Raw genomic sequence first — 22,959 nt, 5'->3', positions numbered from 1 at the left:
TCAGAGTTCAGCGCCGAGACGACGATGGAGCGCCCCATGGACGACCACAGCGAACCCATGCCGCGGCCGACGGCGTTTCCACGTATCGACGACTACGGTTTCATCTCCGACTGCGAGGTCACCGCACTCATCGCCCCCAGCGGAGCAGTCGAATGGATGTGTCTGCCCCGCATGGACTCTCCCAGTGTCTTCGCGGCCATGCTCGATCGTTCCGCCGGTTCGTTCCGGTTCGCCCCCGCCGACTACATGGTGCCCACCGATCGCCGCTACGTTCCCGGCACGATGGTGATGGAGACGAGTTGGCGCAGTGGCGAAGGGTGGGCGACGGTCCGCGATGTGCTGCTGGTCGGGCCCTGGCGACATCAGGTACCCGGCCGTAGCGCCCACTGCCGAACCCCCACCGACTACGACGCCGAGCACATTCTGCTGCGGACGGTGCACTGTGAGACCGGGCAAATCCAGTTCGTGCTCGACTGCCAGCCGTCCTTCGACTACGGCAGGCATCGCGCGCATTGGGAGTACCTCGACAGTTACTACACCGCACAGGCCGGTGCCGACGGGATCGATCTGCAGCTGACGCTGAGCACCGATATGCGCTTGGGTCTGGAAGGCACGCATGCGCTGGCCCGCACCCTGCTGAAGGCGGGCGACACACGCTTTTGCGCGCTGTCCTGGGGTAGTCGTGACGCGCCCCGCGCCGTCGACGAGGCCGACGCACGGCTGCTGCGGACCATCCATCATTGGCGGCACTGGCTGGCCGGTGGGCGGTTCCCGGACCATCCGTGGGCTGCCCAGCTCACCCGCAGCGCGCTGACCCTCAAGGGGCTGACCTTCGCGCCCACCGGCGCCATCAGTGCCGCCGCCACCACGTCATTGCCCGAAACGCCAGGCGGACAACGCAATTGGGACTATCGCTACTCGTGGATACGCGACTCCGCCTTCGCGCTGTGGGGCCTGTACACGCTGGGCTTCAGCTGGGAGGCCAACGACTTCTTCTCCTACATCATCGGCTTGACCGAAGATGTCCGGGACATGCAGATCGTCTACGGCATCGGTGGCGAGAGCGACCTCACCGAGCAGACTCTCACCCACCTGCGTGGCTACGAAAATGCCCGCCCCGTGCGTATCGGCAACGGCGCATACCGGCAACGCCAGCACGATGTGTGGGGTGCCGCGCTGGACGCGGTCTATCTCTACGCGCGCAACCGGGACCGAATCGATGCGCGAGCCTGGTTGGTGCTGAGCCGGGCGGTCAAGAGCGCTCTCACCTACTGGCGCGAGCCCGACCATGGCATCTGGGAAGTACGCGGGGAGCCCCAACATTTCACCTCGAGCAAGGTGATGTGCTGGGTTGCCGCCGATCGCGGCGCCCGGCTGGCTCGCATCCACCAGGATCTCGAACGCGCGCAGCGGTGGCAACAGGCCGCAGACGAAATCCGGGCCGACATATGCGCTCAGGGCCTCGATTCCCGGCGGGTGTTCACCCAGTACTACGGCAGCACGGCGCTGGATGCTTCGACCCTGCTCATCCCGCTGGTTCGTTTCCTGCCCCCCGACGACGACCGGGTACGCAACACCGTGCTGGCCATCGCCGACGAACTGACCGAAGACGGCCTCGTATTGCGCTACCGCGTCGGTGAAACCGACGATGGCTGCTCGGGGGAAGAAGGCGCCTTCACGATCTGCTCGTTCTGGCTGGTCTCGGCGCTGTCGGAGATCGGCGAGAAGACACGAGCCAAACAGCTGTGCGAGAAACTGCTCGCCTACGCCAGCCCGCTGGGCCTCTACGCCGAGGAGATCGACCCTCGGACCGGTCGGCACTGGGGCAACTTCCCTCAGGCGTTCACCCACCTCGCCCTGATCAACGCCGTAATGCACGTCATTCAGGACGAACAAGCGATATTGCGGCAGGCGCTCGGCGGGGAATCGATCGCCCCACGACTCGACGATGCATCGTTCACACTCGGATACATGCACCGCTGACCCTGATCCTGGGGCCGGGGCATCCGCCGGGTCCGCGCGACGATCGCACCCGAAAGGTCAGCAGTCGCAACGCCGCTGGTCCGTGGAGCCTCGGCCCGCAGACCGGCCTCGGCGCGAAATCTACTCGCGCAGAACGACTTCCGAAGATTTCGAGCGATACCCGTTCGGCGTCGCCGACCAGCGGGCCGTGATCAACGCTACGGCAACCGATCCCGCGCGCACGTTCGAAACCGGTCTCGATCGGAACTGTGTACCCGGCACGGCAGGCGCCGCTACGATGAGACGGTAACTCTCTCAATGGTGTGGAGGAACACGGGATGGGTGCTACCACCGTCGCTCGGCAATGCACGTTGTGTGAGGCGCACTGCGGGATTCTGGTGACCGTCGAGGATGATCAGGTCACCCGGATCGAGGGCAATCCGGATGATGTGCTCTCACAGGGCTACATCTGCCCGAAGGCGACGGCAATGGGTGGGCTGCACCACGATCCGGATCGGTTGCGCACGCCGGTGCGCCGAGTCGGTGACCGGTTCGAGCCGATCGGGTGGGACGAGGCATTCAGCGAGATCGGTCGGCGGCTGCGGCAGGTGCGCCACGCACACGGGGCCAGCGCGATCGGCATGTACCTGGGAAATCCGGCCGCACACAGCTCGTCGGTGATCTACGGCGCACTGTTGCGCACGGTGCTGATGACGCGGAACTTCTTTTCGGCGTCCTCGATCGACCAGTTTCCGCAGGAGTTCGTGGCATGGCGGATGTTCGGATCGAATGTATTGATGCCAGTGGCCGATATCGACCGCACCGATCGACTCGTGATCATGGGCGCCAATCCGGCGGTATCGAACGGTTCGGTGACCACCATGCCCAATGCGAAGCAGCGCATTCGGGACGTGCGCACGCGCGGCAAGGTCGTTGTGATCGATCCGCGGCGCACCGAGACCGCGCGGCTGGCCGACGAGCATGTGGCCATCGCACCCGGCGGTGATGTATATCTGCTGCTGGCGATGCTGCAGGTGCTGGTCAGCGAAAACCTGTGTGCCGAAAGCAGGATTCGCGCGCAGTGCACCGGCTGGGACGAATTGCGCGCGCTGGTCGCCGAGGTGACACCGGAACTCGCCGCGCCGCTGACCGGTGTCGATGCCGAGACGATCCGGCGGCTGGCGCGCGAGCATGCGGCGGCGGATTCGGCACTGCTGTACGCCCGGATCGGGATATGCCACCAGGTGACCGGCACGCTGACACATTGGCTGGTCAACACCATCAACGCGGTCACCGGGAATCTGGATCGGCCCGGCGGGCAGATGTTCGCGACGCCGCCGATCGATGCGCCGCGATTCGGGAAATATCTGCCGGTGGGCCATGGAGCATGGACGGACCGCTCCGGCACCTACAAATCGTTCCGCTCCGAACTGCCGGTCGCGGTGCTGGCCGATGAGATCCGCACCGAGGGCGCCGGGCAGATCCGCGCGATGATCACCTACGCCGGTAATCCAGTCCTGTCGACACCGCAGCGCGGCAGACTCGACGCCGCACTGGACTCGCTGGATTTCTATGTCGCCGTGGATATGTACGTGACCGAGACGACCCGGCACGCGGACATCATCCTGCCGCCGATCTCCCCGCTGGAGCGCGAGGATGTGAACATTCTGTTCCCGGTGTTCAGTGTGCGGAACAATCTGCGCTACGACGCCCGCGTTTTCGAACCTCCGGCCGACGGACTCGAGGATTGGCAGATCATGGCGCGCTTGATCACCGAGCTGGTGCCGCTGCCCGCACGCCGGTTCACCACACGGGCGGTCAATGCGCTTCTGGCGCAGTTCAGTCCGATGCGGCTGACGACCCTCGGGGTGGCCGCAGGTCCGTACGGGGTGCTGCGGCGCGGTCGCAAGGGATTGTCTGTCGCGAAGGTGCGCGCCGCGGCCGGGGGGATCGATCTCGGTCCGCTGCAGCCGCGATTGCGCACGTTGATCGCGACGAAGGATCGCAAAGTGCATCTCGCGCCCGAGGATTTCGTCGCGGCCGCACGGGAATTGCTCGACGAGGCGCGCCGCGGCAATGCGCTGACCGCGCCCGCCGACGGCTACGACCTCAAACTCATCGGCCGCCGCCACCTGCGCAGCAATAATTCCTGGCTGCACAATGTCCCGTCCATGGTGAAGGGCCGCGACCGCTGCACCGCCCTCATACATCCCGCCGACGCCGCCGAACGTGCCCTCACCGACGGCACACCCGTCGCGGTCACCTCCCGCACCGGCTCGATCGTGGTCACCCTCGAGGTCAGCGACGATATCCGCCGCGGCACCATCGCCATCCCGCACGGCTGGGGGCACCGCGAACCCGGCGTCGGCTGGCAAGTGGCGGCGTCTCTCCCGGGCGCGAACGTCAACCTGCTGCACGACCCGTCGCTCACCGACACCTTCTCCGGGAACGCGGCAGTCAACAACACGTGGGTGACCGTGACTCCGGCGGTCCCCGAGCCGACTGCACCTGCCGCACCTGCGGCCGAAACGGCAATGCCGGCGGGCGCGACGGATGCGCCTATCGGGTGCTCACCACCCGCGCCCACACACGGCTCGCCTGCCCCGATGGCGAGCTCGACAGCATCGTCATCGATGAAGCCGCGCTGATGCCGGACTCACGCCGAAGGGCGGCCGGACCGAAACTGCCGGGCATCGCGTTTCGAATCGGCGCGCCGACCCGGCGGATCGACACCGGCCCCGTCGTCATCGAACACCCGATGTTCGACGGCAATGTCGCAAGCAGGGGGATCAGCCGTTCGAGGCCGATATCGCGGAGGTAACCTTCTGTACGACCTCATCAAGCGCAGGGATCATCATGGAACTTTCCGACCTGCGGATCTTCTTGGCGGTGTCCCGAACGAGCGGCATCACCAGGGCCGCTCAGGAATTGCACACGGTGCAGTCGAACATCAGCGCCCGGATCAATGCCCTGGAGAAGGAACTCGGCGTTTCTCTCTTCCGCAGGCACGCCAGGGGTGTAGCGCTGACGAACGCCGGGGAGCGGTTGCTTCCCTATGCGGAGCGTATCGACAGGCTCATGGACGAGGCACGATGCGCGGTAGATGACGAGGCCGATCCCAGCGGGTCGCTGCGAGTGGGGGCGATGGAGACGACGGCGGGGCTGAGACTTCCGGCGGTACTGTCCGCCTTCGCCGACAACCACCCTCGGGTGGACCTTTCGCTGACGACCGGACCGACCGACGACCTGGTCCACGCGGTTCTCGACTACCACCTCGACGGTGCTTTGGTGGCCGGCCCGGTGCGACTGGACGAACTCCTCGAAACCGAAGTCTTTGTCGAGGAGTTGGTGATCGTCACCGCTGGGCGGGTCACAGAACTCGACACGGTGTTGCGCAGTCCGAAGATCCTGGTCTTTCGGGCCGGCTGTTCGTATCGCAGGCGTTTGGAGAATATCTTGCTGGCTCGCGGCGCGGTCGGGGTGCGTTGCCTGGAATTCGGCACACTCGAGGGAATTCTCGGCTGCGTCGCGGCCGGAATGGGCATCACCTTGCTGCCCGCGGGAGTGGTGGAGCAGAGCGCCTCGCGGGAGCTGGTTCGCGTACACCCGCTCCCCGAAGCCGAACGGTGGGCGGGAACCGTCTTCGTACGACGGGCCGATGTTCCTCCCCCGCCCGCGGTCTCGCGCTTCCTCGATCACTTGCGCACGGCGAGCCAGACTCCGAACTTGCGGATTGTCGAGGGCGCGACCTCAGCGGAACAGCAATAGTTCTCTAATCCAGATGGCACCCATCACAAACAATCGTTGGATCTGAAATCACGACGGCCTTACGGTTCTTCCAGCACCGCTTCCCCCGGGCGTAACCAGCGGGGTACGACCCGATCGAAAGAGACTTCGCTGTGTTGCAGACCCGCCTCCCCGGCGCCTTCGACCTCGAGTATCCATCGTGCTCGCACCCATGGATACGGTGTCCGGCGCTCGTTTCGATGTCGCCACCATGATCGTGGGCGAGGTCGCTGGACTGGTTCACGACATCGCACCCGCTGGCGATATCGTCCGCCGTACCACGGAGGAGGCGGCCGAACTGCTGTGCCGCCCGGGACCCGAGCAGGCCACGATCGTCTCGTGACCTTCGAACGGGCTTCAGCTCGCTACCCACGGTGAACCAGTGGGCCGGTACCGGCTACCGCCGCATCGGTGCCGACCGTGTCGCCCTCGTCGTCACGCACCTCCGGGAGTCGATCACCACCACCCTGTGCCGCCACTTTCTGGTTCGGCCGCACACGACACCACCTGACCTCCGCTCCCGCCCACGAAAAATCGAACCGAAAGGAACATCCGTCATGGCCGACACCTGGCTTCCCACCCTGATCACCGCTGGACCCCAGGAAGGGTTCCAACTCGCAATGACCCTGTCCCGCAAAGTCATCGGGCTCACTCAGCCCGATGCCGAAGTTCGTCGTGGTCTACGACCGGTGTACTCCGCGGACGCGGAAAGCCTCATCGCCACCTCCCAGGTCGTGGCCACCAACTTCAAGACCATCGCCGCGGCGAACAACTACTGGCGAGACGCCGCCCAGTCGGTGACCGGCTGACCCGGACGATTCTTCAGCCGCACCATGGGGTGACCTGCACCCAGCCAGTGCCTTGACCGAACCCGCGCCGCCACAACGGTTGCCACGACCCGATAGGAGCCCTACCTGTGCCCCTGGTACGCATCGACCTCATCCGCGGACGCAGGCCCGAGGACATCCGGGCCATCGCCGACACCATCCAGCAATCTCTCGTCGATGTTCTGAAGATTCCCGAGCGCGACCGATTCCAGATCATCACCCAACACGATCCAGACGAGATCGTCGCCCTCGATGCCGGGCTCGGCTTCGAACGCACCCCCGGCACCGTCGTCGTTCACGTCTTCACCCAGCGCGGCCGCAGCACGCACGACAAACAACATCTGTACCGGACACTGGCCGACCAACTCGCCCGCGTCGGCGTCAACGGCAAGGACCTGTTCATCAGCTACTTCGAAAACGGCCCCGACGACTGGTCCTTCGCAGACGGCCGCGCCCAGTACATCGAGGGCGACCTCCCGATCCCCGGACGTCGACCCTAACAGCCGGGTGATCACAGCAAGCCTGCCCTGCTCGTGCACACTTCCCAGAGCGCACAGCCGCGGCCGGTGTCGGCGAAGTGATTATTCGACCGAGCCCACATCGGCACCATCGCCCAGCGCGGCCATTACGATCCAACCTTTCCCGAGGGACCCACGGTCGAGCAGAAACGGCCGCAGCAGGGATCAGCGGCCGACGCCGCCCCCGAGCACGGACACAACGGGCTCGCGACCGATGCCCGATCCCGGCCACCCGATCTTCCGGCGCGCTCAGACCGCCGGAACCAGATCGCAGGGCCGCACCGACGACCGAAGGGTGCTGCGGAATAGCTCAGAGGTGTCGGCCAGATCGGCCGACTGCGCGGCGGCGCGCAGCGCCTGGACTTTGAAAGTTCTCGCCGCATTGCTCACTTCATGGCGGACCACGCGCAACTGCGAGTCGATCGCCGCCGGACAATTCCCCCACAGCGTGATCTCGGTACGCCCCCTGCCCAGCACCTCGAACAGCCCCTCACGCACGCGGGCATCGGACTCGAGCAATTCCCCAGCCACCGCGACGGCCTGCGGAACCGGGCTGCCTACCCGCGCGGACAACGCCGTCACGAGGTCGAATGCGTCGGCCCCCAGAATCCGCAACGGCCGGACATCTTCGGAGTCGGACACCAGCACCGTGACCTCCCACCCAGCCAGCACCCGATCGCAGAGCCACCCCCCGGCGTAGCGGATCACATCGACCGTGCTGGGCGCGAGGACGCACAGCCGGTACCTCATGGGATAGCGACGTGCGCGAGCTCGCGAGCCAGCGAGCGTGTGTACCCCCGGAACGCTTCTATTAATGGAATCGAGGGGTCGAGCAACCATGTAGTTTCCATTCCGTTGAGAAAAGCGATGATCTCGACGGCCTTGACGGCGGGATCGAGGTCGGAGCGGTACCAACCGGCGCGCTGGCCGAGCCGGATGGTCGTGGTGAGGGATTCGACCGCCGCGCGGTACCGGTTCTGCAACCGTTCATGCAGCGGCGCGCCCGGGTCCAGGTTCTCGATGAGCAGGACCGTATACGAGCCGATCAGCTCCGGCGATCGTTGGAATCGGTCGGCCACCCCGTTGAGTACCTCGATGAGGTCGGCCTCGCGATCCCAGTGCAGGTCGTCGTCGTTGTCGCGGCTGTCGAGCACCTCGTGCAGCAGCTGCGACTTGGATTCGAAGTGATGCAGCAATCCCGCCGTCGTGACCCCGGCTTCCCGGGCGATCTGGGCGAGTGACGTGTTGCGCCACCCATTGCGCGCGAGCAGCCGTTGTGCGACCGCGAGGATACGCGCCTTCCGGTCCTCCCCCTTGGCGAGCAACGACTCGTATCGCCGTGGGGTGAGGGGCTGTTGACCGGACACCGAACTCCTTCGTTCAAACCTACTGAGCACACAGTAGGTTGGATTCCCGGAAGTGACAAGGGCCACAATGAGGAACCTCGGGATTGCCCGAAACCACCGGCTGTGACGGCGACATGCTCGACGTCGGATCACTCGGCCAAGTCGCGATTTCGTCAGAAATGGCCACATTGCCGTCCTGCGCTCTCTCTGCTCGGAACTGCGATATCGAGAGGAGAAGCCGGTGCGGACCACCTCCGCGGTGATGCTGGATACGAATCTCTGGTCGTCTATCGGCGATGATCGGGCATCAGCGGAGTTCGATGAGTTGGTGCGGCGGCGACCGCTGCAGGTGCTGCCATTGCCTGGCTGTCCCGGCCAGGAAGTCTGCCGATCACGTGGGTCTACGGCCACTTCGCGCGCGAGTCGACCCTCGCGCGGACCTAGGCGGATGCGGTCACACCTCGGTGCGCGCCGCCGAGACCGATCTGGGTGTTTGAACCGTGACCCGGTAGCCGAGGCGGAGTTCTCGGGCGGGGTGGGCGGCGGCGGTGAGGTGGAGCCAGCGGTGCAGGCCGGCGCGCGGGTCCGGGACGTAGGCGGCCTGGGTGTGGGTGATGCCGAACGGGAAGTTTCCGGATGCCGCGGTGGCGGTGGCGGTCATCAGATGCATCTCCGCCCACAGGTACGGTTCGGGCGCGTCTTCGGGCAGGGGACGGGTGTTCGGAAGGAAGAAGCCGAACGGTTCGGCCGGGGCTCCGGAGGTATGGATGAGCGTGCCGGTGACGAATAGTCGCACCGTCCCGGTATGCACCACACAGCTGGGTGTCAGGTGCAGAGGCGGGGCAGGTTGCAGCTCGAGCCGGAAAACCATGGGCCGACTGTACGGTGTCGCCATGTGCGCGAAAAGCACTGGAGCGTCACGAAGTTCGGTTGCTCACAGACCCGGCCGCACGCAGGTCGGTATCAGCGCCGACGCGTGCGCCGTAATTGTCCGATCTGTGCGAATCTGTTCGATCGCGCGGGAATGATGCGATCACCGCGTGGCTCGTCCACGAAAAGCTACACCTCGCGCAGCCGTTCGATCCGGGCCGGAACATGCTTGTGCCACGGTGTTCCGGCGATCGCATCGCGCCAACCGGCATCGGTGAGCTCATTCGCGGCCACACCGGTGCGGGTGCCATCGGGCAGGTCGAGGCCAAGCCCGTTCGGCAGCGAGGCATGCCCGGGCCGCATGCGGTCGTTGATCTCGACCGCGGCCACGGCGCTACCACGCCGGGTGGTGATGCGGACGCGCTCACCGCTGGTGAGACCGAGGGCAGTGGCATCGTCGGGACTGAGGCGCAGCGCGCCCTCCGGATCGCGGCGACGCCAGCTGTTGTCGCGGAAAATGGTGTTGGCGGTGAAGGATCGCCGTTCCCCGGCCGACAGGACGAAGGGGAATTCGGGACTGGTGTGCGTGGCGGGCGTGCCCGGGAGTTCGCGCAGCGCGTGCAGCAATTCCGGGATCGCCAACGGGATGCGCGGGTGCGGCACATAGTCCCAGGCGTCCGGATAGTCGTCGACGGTGAAGGTGACTCCGGAGCGGCCCGCGAGGATGGCGTCGAACAGTGCATCGGCATCGAGGTGACCCGCTCGACGCATTGCGGCGGGATGCACCTTCGCGACGCGCTGCACGAGCGCCCACAACACAGCGGCCGAGCGCGCACCATCGGGCAGGGTCGGGCCGAGGGTTTCATAGAGCAGGTAGGGGGCGAGTCCGCCGATCTTCTTGTTCATCGCCAACAGTGCGGCAAAGGCCAATGCGTAGGGGCGGCGGCCGAGTTTCGCGGCGGTCCGCAGCACCGTCAGCTCGGCACGACCGACGACGCCGAGTTCACGAAGCAGGCGCGCGTAGATCTCGCGTTCGGGCAATGTGCCGGGGAGCGGTTCGAGTACCGGCGCGCGCAGATGGAAGGTGTTGTGCGGGAACTCCAGATTGAAGAAGGTGGCCTCCCACTTCTCGAACTGGCTGGCCGCGGGCAGCACATAGTCGGCGTGGCGTGCGGTTTCGGTGAACGCGACATCGATGACCACCACCAGATCCAGTGCGTCCAGTGCGGCGCGGAAGGCGGCCGAATCGGCGAGTGAATGTGCCGGATTCGCGGATTCGATGATCATCGCCCGGAACCGGTCGGGGTGATCGGTGCGGATTTCCTCGGCGATCGAATTGCACGGCAGCATGCCGCCGAGGATCGGTGCGCCGGTCACCGGGCTGCGTTTGATGTCACGGCTGTAGCTCGCCAACGGCGCCATCCACGAATGTGGTTGCATGGCACCGGGTTTGGCGAAGTTTCCGGTGAGCAGCCAGAGCAGCTTGTTCAAATAGGAGATCAGGGTGCTGTTGGGGCTCTGCTGCACACCCAGGTCCTCATAGGTGGCCACACTGCTCGCGGTGCCGATCCGGTGGGCGGCGGAGCGCAGCGATTCCACTGGCACACCGCAGGTTTCGGCATAAGACGCGATATCGATATCGCGCAGCACCGCGATGACGGCCTCGACCTGGTCGGCGTGTTCGGTGAGGAATGCGTGATCGAGCAGATCGTCTTGCACCAGCACAGCGAGCATCGCGGCCAGGCACCACGCGTCGGTGCCGGGGCGTACCTGCAGATGGATATCGGCGAGATCGGCGGTTTCGGTGCGCACCGGATCGAGCACGATCATGGTCCGGGCCGGATCCTTGGCGATCTGCTGCAGGACGGTGCGGGCACGCGGCACACCGTGCGACTGCCAGGGGTTCTTGCCGAGGAAGACAGAAACCTCGGCATGTTCGAAATCGCCGGTGGTGTGGCCGCCGGTCAAATGCGCGTCGACCCAGCCCTCGCCGGTCTTCTCCTGGGCGAGCGCGGTCGAGCGATAGCGACTGCCCAGCGCCCGGCGGAGGGCGCCGCTGTAGGCGCCGCCGAGGTGGTTGCCCTGTCCCCCGCCCCCGTAGAAGAAGATCTTGTCGCCGCCATATGTGGTCTTGACCTCGGTGAGTCGCGCGGCGACCTCGGAAATCGCGGTGTCCCAGTCGATTTCGGTGAAACTGCCATCGGCTTCGCGGCGCAGCGGAGTGGTCAGGCGGGTGCCGCCGTTCTGGTAGTGGTCCAGGCGCAGCGCCTTGTTGCAGGTGTATCCGGCCGAGGCGACGTGGTCCTTGTCGCCGCGGATCTTGGCGAAGCTGCGGCCGTCGAGCTGGATCAGCAGGCCGCAGTTGTTCTCACACAGGATGCATGCGGTCTTATGCCATTCCTGTTGTGCCGCAGCATCATTGCGTCCAGGTCGCGCGCTGTTGTCGACTCGGCTGCCTTGCTGCGCGGCGGTACTCATCGATGCTCCTCTGAGTTGTCGTTGACGGAAGCGAAACCGCCGGTCGAAATATGGATGCGGGATCAACTGGTCTGGTCGACGCGAGTGCCGTCGATCCACGCCTTCGGCTCGGCCAGAAACGGTGTGTCGCCGAGCCGATCGAGATCGTCGAAGAAGGCGTCCTGGGTGCGAGTGGCCGCCTTACTGCTGCCGGTGGACAGGAATGCGGCGAGTTCGTGATTCAGACTGCGCGACAACGACCTCTCCGGGCCGAAATAGATGGCGCGCTTGAGCTCCCTGATGACGACCGGATTGCGCGCGGCCAGACGCGCCGCGGTGGCCTCGGTTTCGGCGAGCAACTCGTTCTCGGAGGTCAGCCGGTGCACCAGGCCCAAGCGCAGGCCCTGCTGTGCGCTGAGCGGTCCACCTTCGAGCGTCAACTCGATCGCCTTGGCCGCGCCGATCAGCCGCGGCAGGCGCTGGGTTCCGCCGCCGCCCGGAATGAGATTGGCGATCGATTCGATCTGACCGAGTTTGACGTGCTCGGCGTCGGCGGCATACCGGATATCGCAGGCGAGGGCGATCTCGTGCCCGCCACCGAGGGCCGGACCATTGATGGCGGCCAGGTAGACCACGCGAGATCGGTTCATCCGCAGGGTCGTTCGCTTCCAGCGGTAACCCCACGCCATGCCGGTACCGAGACCACCACCGAAACGCTCCAGCACATGCGCCGCACCCGGTACCCGCAGGCTCGTATTGAGCACCGGGATCAGCGGCGCCACCGCGCGGGCCGGGATGAACGGATGCGGCATCGCGAGCATGCCGGTCAGCGCGCTCGGATCCGCGTGGGTGAGGAACCGCCCGGGTAGACCGCCCGTGAGCACGATCGCGCCGACCGTGTCGTCGGTATCGGCCGCCGCGGTGAGCAGGTCCAGATCCCGTACGACGGCGGGTGTGACGAAGTTCAGCGGCGGCGCGACGATGGTCGCGGTGAGTACTCTCCCGTTCCGGGCCAGGTCGATCGTCTCCAAGTCGAGCTCGGCTGCTCGCGACATCGGCGTCTCCTCGGGTTCGTGGTGGGTGCGGTGGAAGCTGCACCCGACGCTGATTATGGTCCTCACCATAATCAGGATGTCAAGGGCACGCCCTGTCGAAACATTCGGCCGCAAACCCAGAAAAACGGCTCCGAGCGTGCATTCTCCGCAAGGTCGAACCGCCGAATGTCACCGGAAAAAACCCGGATCGATCGGGCGCTACGCGGAAGCGCTGATGGCGTTCGTCAGCTGAGCTTGCAATTCGTGGACGGTGTCCTCGAGCGGCGTGATGGCACGCTCGACGCGACACAGCGCGATCGCCCCCTCGACAGCGGCGACGGTGAGAGTGGCCATGCGCCGCGAACGCACCGGGTCGAGGCCGTGACGGCTGAGCATATCGGTGAGCGCGGCATTCCAGCGGGCGAAGACGGCGGCGGCAGATGCCGCGAATTCCGGTGCGTCGTCGTTGGTTTCGACGGCGACCGCGAAGATCGGGCAGCCCGCGCGGTAGTCGCTGTCGACGAGAGTCCGTCGCCACAGCGCGACGAACATATCCAGTGCGGTCCCCGGATCGTTCTCGCGGGTGATCGTTTCGATGAATTCCGACATCGACCCTCCGGCCGCGCTGAGCGCGTCGGTGATCAGCTGGGCGCGACCGCCGGGAAAGTGGTGATAGACCGACCCGCGAGGCGCCCCGGTATCGGCCAGCACCCGGTCCACGCTGGTGGCGCTCGCGCCATGGATGCGCAGGGATTCGATCGTGCCCGCGATCATCCTCCGGCGCGCGTCACGCTGCCGTGGGCGCGCCGGAGCCTCCTTATTCGTACGGCGTGTCGCTGCCATGTAGCCATAGTATGGGACACCCCATAACGCCGGGGTGTTCGTCTACCGCACGCGGCTGGCGTGGAAATCCAGCACCGCGGCCAAGGTCTCCCTGGGTGCTTCGAACTGGGGGTAGTGCCCGACCTTCGGCAACTCGACCACATCCGGATCCGGGATCAGTTCGCGATAGCGGCGCACCATGTGCGCACCCGATACCGGATCGAGCAGACCGTCGATCAGCCGGACCGGAACCGGTGTGTCGACCAGCGCGCCCACCCAGCGCGCCCGGTTCGCCTTGCGCTCACCCATATAGCGAATCAACTTGTGCCCGTTGCTCTTCCCGTGCTTGCTACACCACAGTATCCAGTACTGATCGAGCTCGTGGGAACTGGGTCGGGTGTCGGGACCGAAGACCCCGGCGAGGCTGCGACGGAACACACGCTCGGTACCCAGCACCCCGAGCAGCGGTCCCAGCGGACTCGCCAGCAACTTCTGCACCGGTCGCGCACGGTGGGTCTCGGGGAACAGTCCGCCGTTGAGCAGGCATACCGACTCGATCACCAGGGAATCGTCGCCATCGGCGCGGCGCTGCGCGTCGCGGGCCAGCAACTCCTGGGCGACGGTGTCGCCGTAATCGTGGGCCAGGATGTGCGTCCGGGAAATCCCCTGCTCACGCAGCAGATTCTCGTGGATATCGGCCTGATCGGCGATCCGGTAATCGTAATTGCGGGGTTTGGCCGACCAGCCGAAGCCGATCATATCCGGGGCAATGAGCCGCGCGAACCGCTCACGCAAACCCGGCCATACCGCGTGCCAGTCCCAGGACGCGGTGGGGAAACCGTGGATACAGAGCAGATTTCCGGCACCATCGCCGGTGCTGTCCTGCCAGAAGATCTGATGGCCGCGGTGGGTGTGGCGCCGACCACTCGCCCGCCAGGACGCAAACTCTTCCATGTCTACCTCCTTCGTGCCGACAACTATTGCGCGCGAACGCTACCGCCACAGCCATTCGGGGGAACCGAACCACACTGTCCGTGTCACGTACCACATGGTCTTTTCGAGCCGGGTGTTTGCTCTGCGAGAATGCCACAGTGCATGTCGCGATCGGCCTCGTTGTTCTAGTCGCCTCGGCGGCGTCGCTCGCGGCGCTCGCGCGACGGTTCGGGATATCCGAACCGCTGGTGTTGACGCTGGCCGGGGTGGTCGCGTCGTATTTGCCGCACGTTCCCGAGGTTCACCCGGATCCCGAGGTCATCCTGCTGGGTTTCCTGCCGCCGCTGCTCTACACCTCGGCGATTCGCACCTCCCTGGTCGACTTCCGGGCCAATGCGCGCACCATCGCGCTGCTGTCGGTGGGGCTGGTGCTGTTCAGCACGTTCACGGTCGCGGCGGTGGTGTGGTGGCTGCTGCCGGTGCCGTTCGCGGTGGCGGTGGCCCTGGGTGCGGTGGTCGCGCCGACGGATGCGGTGGCCGCGACCGGCATCGCGCGACGCATCGGGATGCCGCGCCGGATCGTCACCATCCTCGAAGACGAGTCGATGTTCAACGACGCGACCGCGCTGGTGACGGTGCGCACCGCGATCGCGGCGGCCGCGGGCACGGTGTCGGTGTGGAAGGCCGGTGGTGACTTCCTGCTGGCAGCGGGCGGTGGTGCGGCGGTGGGCATCGTGGTCGCTTATCTGCTGGCGATGCTGCGGCGGCGGATCACCGATCCGGTGCTGGATACCACGCTGTCGTTCCTTGCGCCGTTCGTCGCCTATCTGCCCGCCGAGGGGATCGAAGCTTCCGGTGTGATCGCGGTGGTGACCTGCGGCATGGTGCTGGGGCACGGTGCGCCGGCGTGGCAGAGCGCCGCCTCCCGGATCGCCGAACGCACCAACTGGCGCACCATCCAATTCATTCTGGAAAGCGTCGTGTTCCTGATGATCGGGCTGCAGATGCGTGCCATCATCGAGGGCGCGTGGGACAGCGACGACCTCGATCACCGCACCCTGATCGTGGCGGCGGTGGCGGTCGTGTTGGCGGCGATGCTGTCGCGGCCGCTGTGGGTGTTCCCGGTCGCGCTGCTCTCGCGCAAGCTCGGATTGTCGAATGCCGATGTGCCACTGAGTCATCCGGTGGTGGTGTCGTGGGCGGGCATGCGCGGTGTGGTCACCCTGGCGGCGGTGCTGCTGCTGCCCGCCGACACCGAGCAGTTGCCGGTGCTCAAACTGCTCGCGCTCGTCGTGGTCGCGGGAACGCTACTGCTGCAGGGGACTTCGCTGCCGTGGGTGGTGCGGCGGCTGCATGTGCGCGGCCCGAGTCGCGCGGAAAACGCGCTGCAGAAGGCGAATCTGCTGCAGCAGGCGACCGCGGCCGGACTGGCCGAGCTGGAAAAGCGCATCACCCCGGATACGCCGCCCGGTGTCGTCGAGACACTGCGCGATCGGGTCACCTGGAAGACCAACGCGGCCTGGGAACGCCTGGGGCGCCCGGAATCGGAACTGGCGACACCGACCGCCGAATATCGCCGGCTGCGGCTGGAAATGCTGCGCGCGGAACGGGAAACCGTACTGCGCGTGCGGGATTCGGGCGGCGCGGACTACGAGATCCTGCAGTACGTGCTGTCGCGGCTCGATCTCGAGGAATCGATGATCGACCGCTTCGACGAAACCGAAGAGGAACGCGTCGAACCGCTCGCCGCCCCGGCGGCGGCCGACAGCTGCGCGCATCTCGAGTCCGCGCCGCTGGTGCGTGAGCCCACCGAACCCGACGAGTGCAAGGAATGCATCGCCGAGGGGTATACCTGGGTGCATCTGCGAATGTGCCTGTCCTGCGGGCACATCGCCTGCTGTGACTCCTCGGTGGGCAACCACGCGACCAAACACTATGCAGGCACCGGACATCCGGTGATGCGCAGCGTGGAGCCCGGTGAGGCGTGGCGGTGGTGCTATGTGGACGAGCTACTCGGCTGAGCGGCGGGCGTGGGAGTAGATCAACCGCGCGTACTGGGCCAGCAGTTGGTCCAGTGAAATGTCCTCCCCGCCCGCGGCGATCTGCTGGTAGCCGATCAGCATCGACATGCCGAGCGCGGTGACCACCGCGGTGGTCTCCTCATCGCCCACAACGCCTTTGATCGCCTTGTGCACGGTGCGGCGGCGCGATTCGTCGACCCGCTTGAGTGCCAGATTCACCGATTCGTCGTTGCCGGCCCAGGCCCGGATCGCGGCCTCGGCGGCATGGTGCAGGCCCGCGGCGAGGTCGGACATGGCGCGGATGTCGTCGTCGGGATTGCCCTGGTTGAAGTTCAGCGTGCGCAGGATGATGACCTGGCGGTTCTCCCAATGCTCGAGCAGTGCGTCCACGAAGCCCTGCCAGCTGCCGAAATGGTGGTAGAACGAGCCGCTGGTGACACCGAGGCGGCGGCACAGCACGCCGATATTGAGGCCCTTGAAGCCGAGTTCGGCCAAGACCTCCAGAGCGGTGTCGAAGTACTGCTCCTTGGTGACCACTCGTGACATTCGCAGGCGCCGTTTCTGTTCGTGCGGGCAAGGCGGGAGGACCAGACAGTACCTCATCGTATGTCCGTCGCGCCGAAACGTAACGAAGTCCGCGCATTGCGGTAATCGCCGCGAAAGTACCCGTGACCGGGCGAAACATGCAGTGGCGTAGCGGAAGAGGGGTTTGCCGGGACGCTGCCGCTTCATTACAGAGCAATTGCTCTGTTATAGTCGTGGCATGCCCCGCCCACGGACCCATGACCCCGACACCGTGCTCGATGCCGCGGAGTCGCTGGCGGTGCGCTCAGGTCCGGCGGCGGTCACCATCCGGGCCGTCGCGGCGGCCACCGGCGTGTCCAACGGCGCGATCTATCACACCTTCGGCTCGCGCGCGGAACTGCTCGGACGCAGCTGGTTACGGGCGGCGGGGCGGTTTCTGTGGATGCAGACCGAGTCGGTCGAGGCGCATCTGTCCGCGAATGACGACACCTCGGGCGCGCTCGAGGCGGTAGTGGCCGCCGCCGAGACACCGGTGGAATTCGCGCGGCGATACCCGGATTCCTCGAAACTGCTGCTGACCGTCTCACGTGACGAACTGCTCGGCGACGAACTGCCCGAACAGATCGTCGCCGAACTCGCCGGAACCGATGACGCGCTGGTGCGACTGCTCATCCGGCTCGCACGTGCCCTGTGGGGCCGCGGTGACGCCGCCGCGGTCGATGTGATCACCACCTGCGTCGTCGATTTGCCGACCGGCATCCTGCTGCGCCGCGACCGGATCGCCGAACCCATTGCCCGCGAACACCTTCGCGCCGCCGTGCGCGCGGTGCTCGCGGTCGGCCCACCCGAATAACACCCGAAGTAAGGAACAACATGAGCACACTGAGCTACCACGAAAAAATCGCCGTCCTGGACCTCGGCGACGACGAAAATCGTTTCACCCCGGAGTTTCTCGACGCGGTCGACGCTCACCTCGACACCGCACTCGCCGAGGAGGCTCACGGTCTGGTGACCACCGCGAGCGGCAAGTTCTACTCCAACGGCCTCGACCTGGACTGGCTGGTCGCCAACGGTGACCGCACCCAGTGGTACATCAGCCGGGTGCAGGCCTTGTTCGCCCGCGTGCTCACCCTGCCCATACCCACCGCTGCCGCACTGCCCGGGCACGCCTTCGGCGCCGGCGCCATGCTCGCCCTCGCCCACGACTACCGGGTGATGCGCGCCGACCGCGGCTTCTTCTGTCTGCCCGAGGTCGATATCCGCATTCCGTTCACCCCGGGCATGGCCGCGCTGATCCAGTCCAAGCTGCCCCCCAAGGCCGCGGTGGCCTCGATGACCACCGGTCGCCGCTTCGGCGGAATAGATGCCTCAGCGCTGGATATTGTCGACGCCACCGCGGGCGAAGCCGCGGTCGCCACCGCCGCCATCGCCATGCTCGCCCCGCTCGGCGGTAAAGATCCCGCGACGCTGGGCGCGATCAAGAACACCATGTTCGGTCCGGTCGTCGCCAAGCTGACCGAATCCAGCTCCTAGTGTCCTGCGCCAGGAATTCGGTGAAGATATGAGGCGAGTCGATCCAGGATTTCATCGGCGGTCTTGGTCCAGGTGAATGGTTTCGGGTTCTCGTTCCAGTGGACGATCCAGTCGCGGATGTCGCGTTCGAGGGCCTGGACCGACCGGTGGGAGCTGCGGCGAAGTTTCTTGTCGGTGAGCAGCCCGAACCAGCGTTCGACCTCGTTGAGCCACGACGAGTAGGTGGGTGTGAAGTGCATGTGGAAACGCGGGTGCGCGGCAAGCCATTTCGCGACGATGGGGGCTTTGTGAGTGCTGTAGTTATCGCAGATCAGGTGCACGTCGAGGTCGTCTGGGACTTGTTTGTCGAGCTTGGTGAGGAACTTCTTGAACTCGGCGGCGCGGTGACGGCGATGGATCGACCCGATCACCTCGCCGGTGGCCACGTTCAACGCGGCGAACAAGGTGGTGATCCCGTGACGGATGTAGTCGTGGGTGCGCCGCTCGGGCATGCCCGGCATCATCGGCAGTACCGGCGCGGACCGATCCAACGCTTGGATCTGGGATTTCTCGTCCACACACAACACCAGCGCCCTCTCCGGCGGATCCAGATACAGCCCGACCACATCGCGGACCTTGTCGATGAACTGTGGATCATTGCTGATCTTGAACTCGTCGACCCGATGCGGTTTGAGCTCGAACGCTTTCCAGATCCGCCCGATCGTGGACTTGCTCAACCCGACCTCTTCGGACATCGACGCCCTCGACCAGTGCGTGGCGTCGACCGGCTGCCGCTCCAGCGTCGCCACCAGCACCGCCTCGACCTGCTCATCGGTGATCGTGCGCGGTGCACCCGGGCGAGGCTCATCGACCAGTCCCTCCAGCCGCCGCGCCACGAACCGGTTACGCCACTTGCCCACCGTCTGCGGCCAGATCCCCAGATCCGAGGCCACTTCCTTATTGGATTTGCCTGCCGCGCAACCCAATACGATCCGGCACCGCTGCGCCAGCGCTTGCGACGACTTCGCCCGACGTGCCCACCGCTGCAGCGTCTCGCGCTCATCGTCAGTCAGAATCAACTCGGCCACCGGCCTGCCCACACGCGCCACCGGCCGAACCTACCATTCTTCAACGGATCTCAGGCGCGGGACACTAGACGGTAGGTTCGGCACACATCAACAGAGGAGCCCGACATGACCGAGGCCGCCATCCTGCAACGCCAGGGCCATATCGCGATCATCACGCTGAACCGGCCCGAGGCGATGAACGCGGTGAACTCCGCGCTCTCGATCGCCGTCGGTGCGGCACTCGAGGAGGTTGCGGCCGATCGGGACCTGCGGGCCGCGGTGATCACCGGAGCCGGTCGCGCGTTCTGTGCGGGCGCGGACCTCAAGGAACTCGCTCGTGGCAACGGAATTCACGACCCGGGGCATCCGGAGTACGGATTCGCCGGGCTGGTCCAGCATTTCATCGATAAACCGCTCATCGCCGCGGTCAATGGATTCGCCCTGGGCGGTGGCACCGAAATCGTATTGGCGTGTGATCTCGCGGTGATGAGCGCCGATGCCGAACTCGGACTGCCCGAGGTCACCCGCGGGTTGTTCGCCGCCGCGGGTGGTGTGCTGCGGCTGCCGCGCCAGATCCCACCCAAGATCGCGCACGAGATGGTGCTCACCGGAGCACCGATCGATGCCGCGGCCGCCGCGCACTGGGGGTTGGTCAACCGGGTCGTCCCGGCCGATCAGGTGCTACCCACCGCGATAGAGCTCGCCGAGACGATCGCCGCCAACGCACCGCTGTCGGTGCGCGTGTCCAAGCGAATCATGCACCGCAGCAACGAATTCGGCTCCGATTGGGATGCGCCGATGTGGGATATGAGTTTCCGGGAGGCGGGACCGATCTTCGCGAGCAAGGATGCGCTGGAAGGGCCGCGCGCGTTCGCGGAGAAGCGTGCGCCGCGGTGGCGCGGGGAATGATGACGGAGGTTTTCGCGGTAAGTCATCTCGGGCGATAGGGCTGCGGAAGTCGTGTCGGACCCTCGGGGTGCGGCATACCCCGAGGCCGCGCTACTCGGATTCGCCCGCCGCAGTTGTATCCGGCGCATCCGTGAGGTGCTTGTCGAAGAACGCGAAGATACGACGCCAGGCATCGCGAGTGGCCTCGGCGTCGTAGCCGAGACCGGCGACCCGCAGCACCGGGTCGATGCCGAAGACGTTGGCGAAGCCGTGCATTGTGCCCGGGTAGGTCTTGATGTCGTGCTCGACGCCGAGATCGGTCAGCACACGATCCAGTTTGCGGCCCGCGCCCAGAAGTGAGGGATCGAGCTGGGCATAGCTGGCCACCACCGGGCATGCGCCCTCGAGTTGGGCGCGGTAGTCGCCGTAGAGGCCCGGATAGAACGGTGCGGCCGCGTCGAAACCCATTGGCGCGGTGAGCAATGCGAAGCCACCGCCCATGCAGCAGCCGATGACCGCCGTCTTGCCGGTGCAGTCGCGATCGACGACCAGGCGGTCGCGGGCGGCGAGGATCTCCCGGATCGCCGGGCTGGCGCCGGTGAAGATCAGCGACCGCATCACCGCCCGGATGCAGCGCACCCGGCCATTGGCGAACAGGTTCGGGGCGATCGTGAGATAGCCGTAGTCGGCGAGCATTTCGACATTGCTACGGATATCCGGACCGAAGCCGACACCGTCGTGCAGCACCACGACCCCGGGCCACGGACCGTCCCCGGTCGGGCGGGCCAGGATCGCTTCGAGAGCGCCGTCCGGTGCGTCGAGCTCGATGGTGTCCATGTCAGCAATGTAGGGGACTGTCCCAGACGTGTACAGCTATTGCGTGGCGAGCCGCTATCGCGCGGGAGGAATTTCGGAGTTGATCGTGAAATGCGCGGTGCCGCGGCCCCGGTTGGTTTAACCTCGGCCAACGCGGTGTCCCCGGTCAGCGCGTTGTCGAACGAAAGGCGACTTGTTCATGTTTCGGCTGCCGTGGCGCGCCCTCTCTGTCGCGACCACCCTGGCGCTCACCATATTCGCGGCCTCGCCTCTGGTCGCGGCCGACAGCGGTGACTACGCGAAATACGATCCCGACCCGACCGGCGACGCCTACCTCGATCAGCATTTCAATACCGACGGGCTGTCCAACGGCACGATCCTGTCGTCGCGATCGGTACAGATTCTGCCGCCGCTGGCCGCCACCAACGACTTCGCCGCCTGGCAGGTGTGGTTCAAATCCACTGCCGCCGACGGCACTTCGATCGCCGCGCTCACCACGATCATGAAACCGAAGACATGGAACGGCCGCGTCGTCAGCAATGACTACGCCATCGACAGTGTCGGGCTGCAATGCAATCCGTCCTACCAACTGACCCATTCGGTCTCCATCGAGGCGCCCGACATCACCCGCCAGCTGCTCGGGCACGGTTACGCGGTCGTGATGACCGACTACCAAGGGCCCAAGATGGCCTACGCACACGGGCCCACCCAGGCCCGCGAGGTGCTCGACGGAATCCGTGCCGCACTACAGTTTCCGGCGGCCGGACTCACGGGCAGCCCCACCACGATGATCGGCTACAGCGGCGGCGCGATCGCCACCGTATGGGCCGCGCAGCTGCAGCCCACCTATGCCCCCGAACTGCGGATCCTCGGCGCCGCCGCCGGTGGCACACCCGCCGACCTGAGCCTGCTGCGCAAAACGATGGACGGGAAACCGCCCGCCGGGGCGCTGTATCTGATGGCGGCGCTCGGGGTGGCCCGAGCCACGCCCGAGGCTTTCGACCTGCTCAACGACCTGGGGGTGCGGACCGCGCAGGAGAACAAGAACCTCTGCTCCAATGCCGCCCTGCTCGGCGCCGCACCGGTGGCGCTGCGCACGCTGACCAAGGTCGACCCGTACCCGACCGAAGTCGTCCAGCGGATCTACCGCGAAACCAAGGCCGGTGGACTGACCCCGACGATGCCGATCTACCTGTGGCACGGCCTGTTCGACGAATGGATTCCCGTCACCGGCGCACAGGCGCTACAGCAACAGTGGAAGAGCGCTGGGGTGGACGTGTCACTGACCCTGCTGCCGTGCGACCACGTCACCTGCGCGTTCACACCCGGGGCGATCGATCGGATCGACAAGTGGATGGGGGTCGCCTGACCGCGGTCCGACGTTTCCGGCACCCGAGAGCAGATTCGACTTCGGTGCACCACCGCGCGTGTGCTCGGTGGCATCCGCGAGCGTGCGAAGAAGCAACAGCCGCAACGGATCCCGGAGCGTCGATCCGCCAGCTCTCCGTGTGGCCGCAGCGGCCTGCGCCGAAATCGGCTCAGCTGTCGATATTTTGGCCGCAGCCCGCCATCGCC

22 protein-coding genes are annotated in these 22,959 nt (G+C 66.0%); 11 read left to right on the top strand and 11 right to left on the bottom strand.

What is annotated here, in order from left to right; genetic code table 11:
* Positions 1-24 precede the first annotated feature (24 nt).
* From ACQPZ2_RS22865 to ACQPZ2_RS22850, 4 genes are all read left to right on the top strand, one after another.
* Positions 25-1,983 carry a glycoside hydrolase family 15 protein gene (locus ACQPZ2_RS22865; RefSeq protein WP_433520314.1) on the top strand — a complete coding sequence of 653 codons (1,959 nt, stop codon included), beginning with the start codon at positions 25-27 and terminating at the stop codon, positions 1,981-1,983.
* 317 nt (positions 1,984-2,300) lie between these two features.
* Complete coding sequence (locus ACQPZ2_RS22860) at positions 2,301-4,610, top strand: molybdopterin oxidoreductase family protein (RefSeq protein ID WP_433520313.1); 2,310 nt, start codon at positions 2,301-2,303, stop codon at positions 4,608-4,610.
* 208 nt (positions 4,611-4,818) lie between these two features.
* Positions 4,819-5,730 (top strand): LysR substrate-binding domain-containing protein, encoded by a 912-nt coding sequence (locus ACQPZ2_RS22855; protein WP_433520312.1) that lies wholly within the window; start codon positions 4,819-4,821, stop codon positions 5,728-5,730.
* Between the two features lie 178 nt (positions 5,731-5,908).
* Positions 5,909-6,091 carry a hypothetical protein gene (locus ACQPZ2_RS22850; protein WP_433520311.1) on the top strand — a complete coding sequence of 61 codons (183 nt, stop codon included), beginning with the start codon at positions 5,909-5,911 and terminating at the stop codon, positions 6,089-6,091.
* Positions 6,092-6,113: 22 nt separating this feature from the next.
* On the opposite strand, the gene ACQPZ2_RS22845 is transcribed toward ACQPZ2_RS22850, so the two are convergent.
* On the bottom strand, positions 6,114-6,245 hold the full coding sequence (locus ACQPZ2_RS22845; RefSeq protein WP_433520310.1) for a hypothetical protein: 132 nt from the start codon (positions 6,243-6,245) through the stop codon (positions 6,114-6,116).
* 60 nt (positions 6,246-6,305) lie between these two features.
* Between ACQPZ2_RS22845 and ACQPZ2_RS22840 the strand changes: the two genes are divergently transcribed.
* Positions 6,306-6,557 carry a hexameric tyrosine-coordinated heme protein gene (locus ACQPZ2_RS22840; protein WP_433520309.1) on the top strand — a complete coding sequence of 84 codons (252 nt, stop codon included), beginning with the start codon at positions 6,306-6,308 and terminating at the stop codon, positions 6,555-6,557.
* 107 nt (positions 6,558-6,664) lie between these two features.
* Complete coding sequence (locus ACQPZ2_RS22835) at positions 6,665-7,075, top strand: tautomerase family protein (protein WP_433520308.1); 411 nt, start codon at positions 6,665-6,667, stop codon at positions 7,073-7,075.
* A gap of 267 nt (positions 7,076-7,342) precedes the next feature.
* Here the strand turns inward: ACQPZ2_RS22835 and ACQPZ2_RS22830 are convergent, their stop codons facing one another.
* The 7 genes from ACQPZ2_RS22830 to ACQPZ2_RS22800 all read right to left on the bottom strand — a co-directional run bounded on the left by ACQPZ2_RS22830 (position 7,343) and on the right by ACQPZ2_RS22800 (position 14,576).
* Positions 7,343-7,843, bottom strand: coding sequence for a hypothetical protein (locus ACQPZ2_RS22830; protein ID WP_433520307.1), 501 nt, complete (start codon positions 7,841-7,843; stop codon positions 7,343-7,345).
* Positions 7,840-8,460, bottom strand: a complete 621-nt coding sequence (locus ACQPZ2_RS22825) for a TetR/AcrR family transcriptional regulator (protein WP_433520306.1) — start codon at positions 8,458-8,460, stop codon at positions 7,840-7,842. The genes ACQPZ2_RS22830 and ACQPZ2_RS22825 overlap by 4 nt, the downstream gene beginning before the upstream one ends.
* 433 nt (positions 8,461-8,893) lie before the next feature.
* Positions 8,894-9,310: a hypothetical protein gene (locus ACQPZ2_RS22820; protein WP_433520305.1), complete on the bottom strand. Its 417-nt coding sequence runs from the start codon at positions 9,308-9,310 to the stop codon at positions 8,894-8,896.
* Between the two features lie 188 nt (positions 9,311-9,498).
* Positions 9,499-11,787 carry a molybdopterin-dependent oxidoreductase gene (locus ACQPZ2_RS22815; RefSeq protein ID WP_433520304.1) on the bottom strand — a complete coding sequence of 763 codons (2,289 nt, stop codon included), beginning with the start codon at positions 11,785-11,787 and terminating at the stop codon, positions 9,499-9,501.
* Between the two features lie 62 nt (positions 11,788-11,849).
* Positions 11,850-12,821, bottom strand: coding sequence for an enoyl-CoA hydratase/isomerase family protein (locus ACQPZ2_RS22810; RefSeq protein WP_433520303.1), 972 nt, complete (start codon positions 12,819-12,821; stop codon positions 11,850-11,852).
* 198 nt (positions 12,822-13,019) lie between these two features.
* Positions 13,020-13,643 carry a TetR/AcrR family transcriptional regulator gene (locus ACQPZ2_RS22805; RefSeq protein WP_433520302.1) on the bottom strand — a complete coding sequence of 208 codons (624 nt, stop codon included), beginning with the start codon at positions 13,641-13,643 and terminating at the stop codon, positions 13,020-13,022.
* Positions 13,644-13,685: 42 nt separating this feature from the next.
* A complete protein-coding gene (locus ACQPZ2_RS22800; RefSeq protein WP_433520301.1) occupies positions 13,686-14,576 on the bottom strand; it encodes an alpha/beta fold hydrolase in 891 nt (296 codons plus the stop codon).
* A 137-nt stretch (positions 14,577-14,713) separates the two neighbouring features.
* Between ACQPZ2_RS22800 and ACQPZ2_RS22795 the strand changes: the two genes are divergently transcribed.
* The gene (locus tag ACQPZ2_RS22795; RefSeq protein WP_433520300.1) at positions 14,714-16,576 is read left to right on the top strand and encodes a Na+/H+ antiporter; all 1,863 of its coding nucleotides are present in this window, start codon (positions 14,714-14,716) and stop codon (positions 16,574-16,576) included.
* Here the strand turns inward: ACQPZ2_RS22795 and ACQPZ2_RS22790 are convergent.
* Positions 16,565-17,122, bottom strand: coding sequence for a TetR/AcrR family transcriptional regulator (locus tag ACQPZ2_RS22790; RefSeq protein ID WP_433520299.1), 558 nt, complete (start codon positions 17,120-17,122; stop codon positions 16,565-16,567). The genes ACQPZ2_RS22795 and ACQPZ2_RS22790 overlap by 12 nt on opposite strands.
* A gap of 217 nt (positions 17,123-17,339) precedes the next feature.
* Between ACQPZ2_RS22790 and ACQPZ2_RS22785 the strand changes: the two genes are divergently transcribed.
* Together ACQPZ2_RS22785 and ACQPZ2_RS22780 are read left to right on the top strand one after the other, a co-directional pair.
* Positions 17,340-17,954 carry a helix-turn-helix domain-containing protein gene (locus tag ACQPZ2_RS22785; protein WP_433520298.1) on the top strand — a complete coding sequence of 205 codons (615 nt, stop codon included), beginning with the start codon at positions 17,340-17,342 and terminating at the stop codon, positions 17,952-17,954.
* Positions 17,955-17,974: 20 nt separating this feature from the next.
* Positions 17,975-18,634 carry an enoyl-CoA hydratase-related protein gene (locus tag ACQPZ2_RS22780; RefSeq protein ID WP_433520297.1) on the top strand — a complete coding sequence of 220 codons (660 nt, stop codon included), beginning with the start codon at positions 17,975-17,977 and terminating at the stop codon, positions 18,632-18,634.
* Here the strand turns inward: ACQPZ2_RS22780 and ACQPZ2_RS22775 are convergent.
* Positions 18,631-19,722, bottom strand: coding sequence for an IS630 family transposase (locus ACQPZ2_RS22775; RefSeq protein WP_433520296.1), 1,092 nt, complete (start codon positions 19,720-19,722; stop codon positions 18,631-18,633). The genes ACQPZ2_RS22780 and ACQPZ2_RS22775 overlap by 4 nt on opposite strands.
* A gap of 84 nt (positions 19,723-19,806) precedes the next feature.
* Here ACQPZ2_RS22775 and ACQPZ2_RS22770 point away from each other — a divergent pair, with 84 nt between their 5' ends.
* Positions 19,807-20,589, top strand: coding sequence for a crotonase/enoyl-CoA hydratase family protein (locus ACQPZ2_RS22770; protein WP_433520295.1), 783 nt, complete (start codon positions 19,807-19,809; stop codon positions 20,587-20,589).
* A 90-nt stretch (positions 20,590-20,679) separates the two neighbouring features.
* On the opposite strand, the gene ACQPZ2_RS22765 is transcribed toward ACQPZ2_RS22770, so the two are convergent.
* On the bottom strand, positions 20,680-21,405 hold the full coding sequence (locus ACQPZ2_RS22765; RefSeq protein WP_433520294.1) for a dienelactone hydrolase family protein: 726 nt from the start codon (positions 21,403-21,405) through the stop codon (positions 20,680-20,682).
* A gap of 178 nt (positions 21,406-21,583) precedes the next feature.
* On the opposite strand from ACQPZ2_RS22765, the gene ACQPZ2_RS22760 reads away from it, so the two are divergent.
* Positions 21,584-22,753 carry a lipase family protein gene (locus ACQPZ2_RS22760; protein ID WP_433520293.1) on the top strand — a complete coding sequence of 390 codons (1,170 nt, stop codon included), beginning with the start codon at positions 21,584-21,586 and terminating at the stop codon, positions 22,751-22,753.
* The last annotated feature ends 206 nt before the right edge of the window (positions 22,754-22,959 follow it).

The organism is Nocardia pseudovaccinii (genome assembly GCF_050942345.1).
GTDB lineage: Bacteria > Actinomycetota > Actinomycetes > Mycobacteriales > Mycobacteriaceae > Nocardia > Nocardia pseudovaccinii.
Note: the sequence above shows the minus strand (reverse complement) of the source record. Positions and strands in the feature narration are given on the sequence as shown.

Bases quoted from the DNA above. Each gene is read 5' to 3' on its own strand.
- ACQPZ2_RS22785 (WP_433520298.1), top strand. From the start codon at position 17,340: ATGCCCCGCCCACGGACCCATGACCCCGACACCGTGCTCGATGCCGCG.
- ACQPZ2_RS22770 (WP_433520295.1), top strand. From the start codon at position 19,807: ATGACCGAGGCCGCCATCCTGCAACGCCAGGGCCATATCGCGATCATC.
- ACQPZ2_RS22815 (WP_433520304.1), bottom strand. From the start codon at position 11,787: ATGAGTACCGCCGCGCAGCAAGGCAGCCGAGTCGACAACAGCGCGCGA.
- ACQPZ2_RS22790 (WP_433520299.1), bottom strand. From the start codon at position 17,122: ATGTCACGAGTGGTCACCAAGGAGCAGTACTTCGACACCGCTCTGGAG.
- ACQPZ2_RS22765 (WP_433520294.1), bottom strand. From the start codon at position 21,405: ATGGACACCATCGAGCTCGACGCACCGGACGGCGCTCTCGAAGCGATC.
- ACQPZ2_RS22820 (WP_433520305.1), bottom strand. From the start codon at position 9,310: ATGGTTTTCCGGCTCGAGCTGCAACCTGCCCCGCCTCTGCACCTGACA.
- ACQPZ2_RS22855 (WP_433520312.1), top strand. From the start codon at position 4,819: ATGGAACTTTCCGACCTGCGGATCTTCTTGGCGGTGTCCCGAACGAGC.
- ACQPZ2_RS22760 (WP_433520293.1), top strand. From the start codon at position 21,584: ATGTTTCGGCTGCCGTGGCGCGCCCTCTCTGTCGCGACCACCCTGGCG.
- ACQPZ2_RS22830 (WP_433520307.1), bottom strand. From the start codon at position 7,843: ATGAGGTACCGGCTGTGCGTCCTCGCGCCCAGCACGGTCGATGTGATC.
- ACQPZ2_RS22860 (WP_433520313.1), top strand. From the start codon at position 2,301: ATGGGTGCTACCACCGTCGCTCGGCAATGCACGTTGTGTGAGGCGCAC.
- ACQPZ2_RS22805 (WP_433520302.1), bottom strand. From the start codon at position 13,643: ATGGCAGCGACACGCCGTACGAATAAGGAGGCTCCGGCGCGCCCACGG.
- ACQPZ2_RS22840 (WP_433520309.1), top strand. From the start codon at position 6,306: ATGGCCGACACCTGGCTTCCCACCCTGATCACCGCTGGACCCCAGGAA.
- ACQPZ2_RS22810 (WP_433520303.1), bottom strand. From the start codon at position 12,821: ATGTCGCGAGCAGCCGAGCTCGACTTGGAGACGATCGACCTGGCCCGG.
- ACQPZ2_RS22780 (WP_433520297.1), top strand. From the start codon at position 17,975: ATGAGCACACTGAGCTACCACGAAAAAATCGCCGTCCTGGACCTCGGC.
- ACQPZ2_RS22865 (WP_433520314.1), top strand. From the start codon at position 25: ATGGAGCGCCCCATGGACGACCACAGCGAACCCATGCCGCGGCCGACG.
- ACQPZ2_RS22800 (WP_433520301.1), bottom strand. From the start codon at position 14,576: ATGGAAGAGTTTGCGTCCTGGCGGGCGAGTGGTCGGCGCCACACCCAC.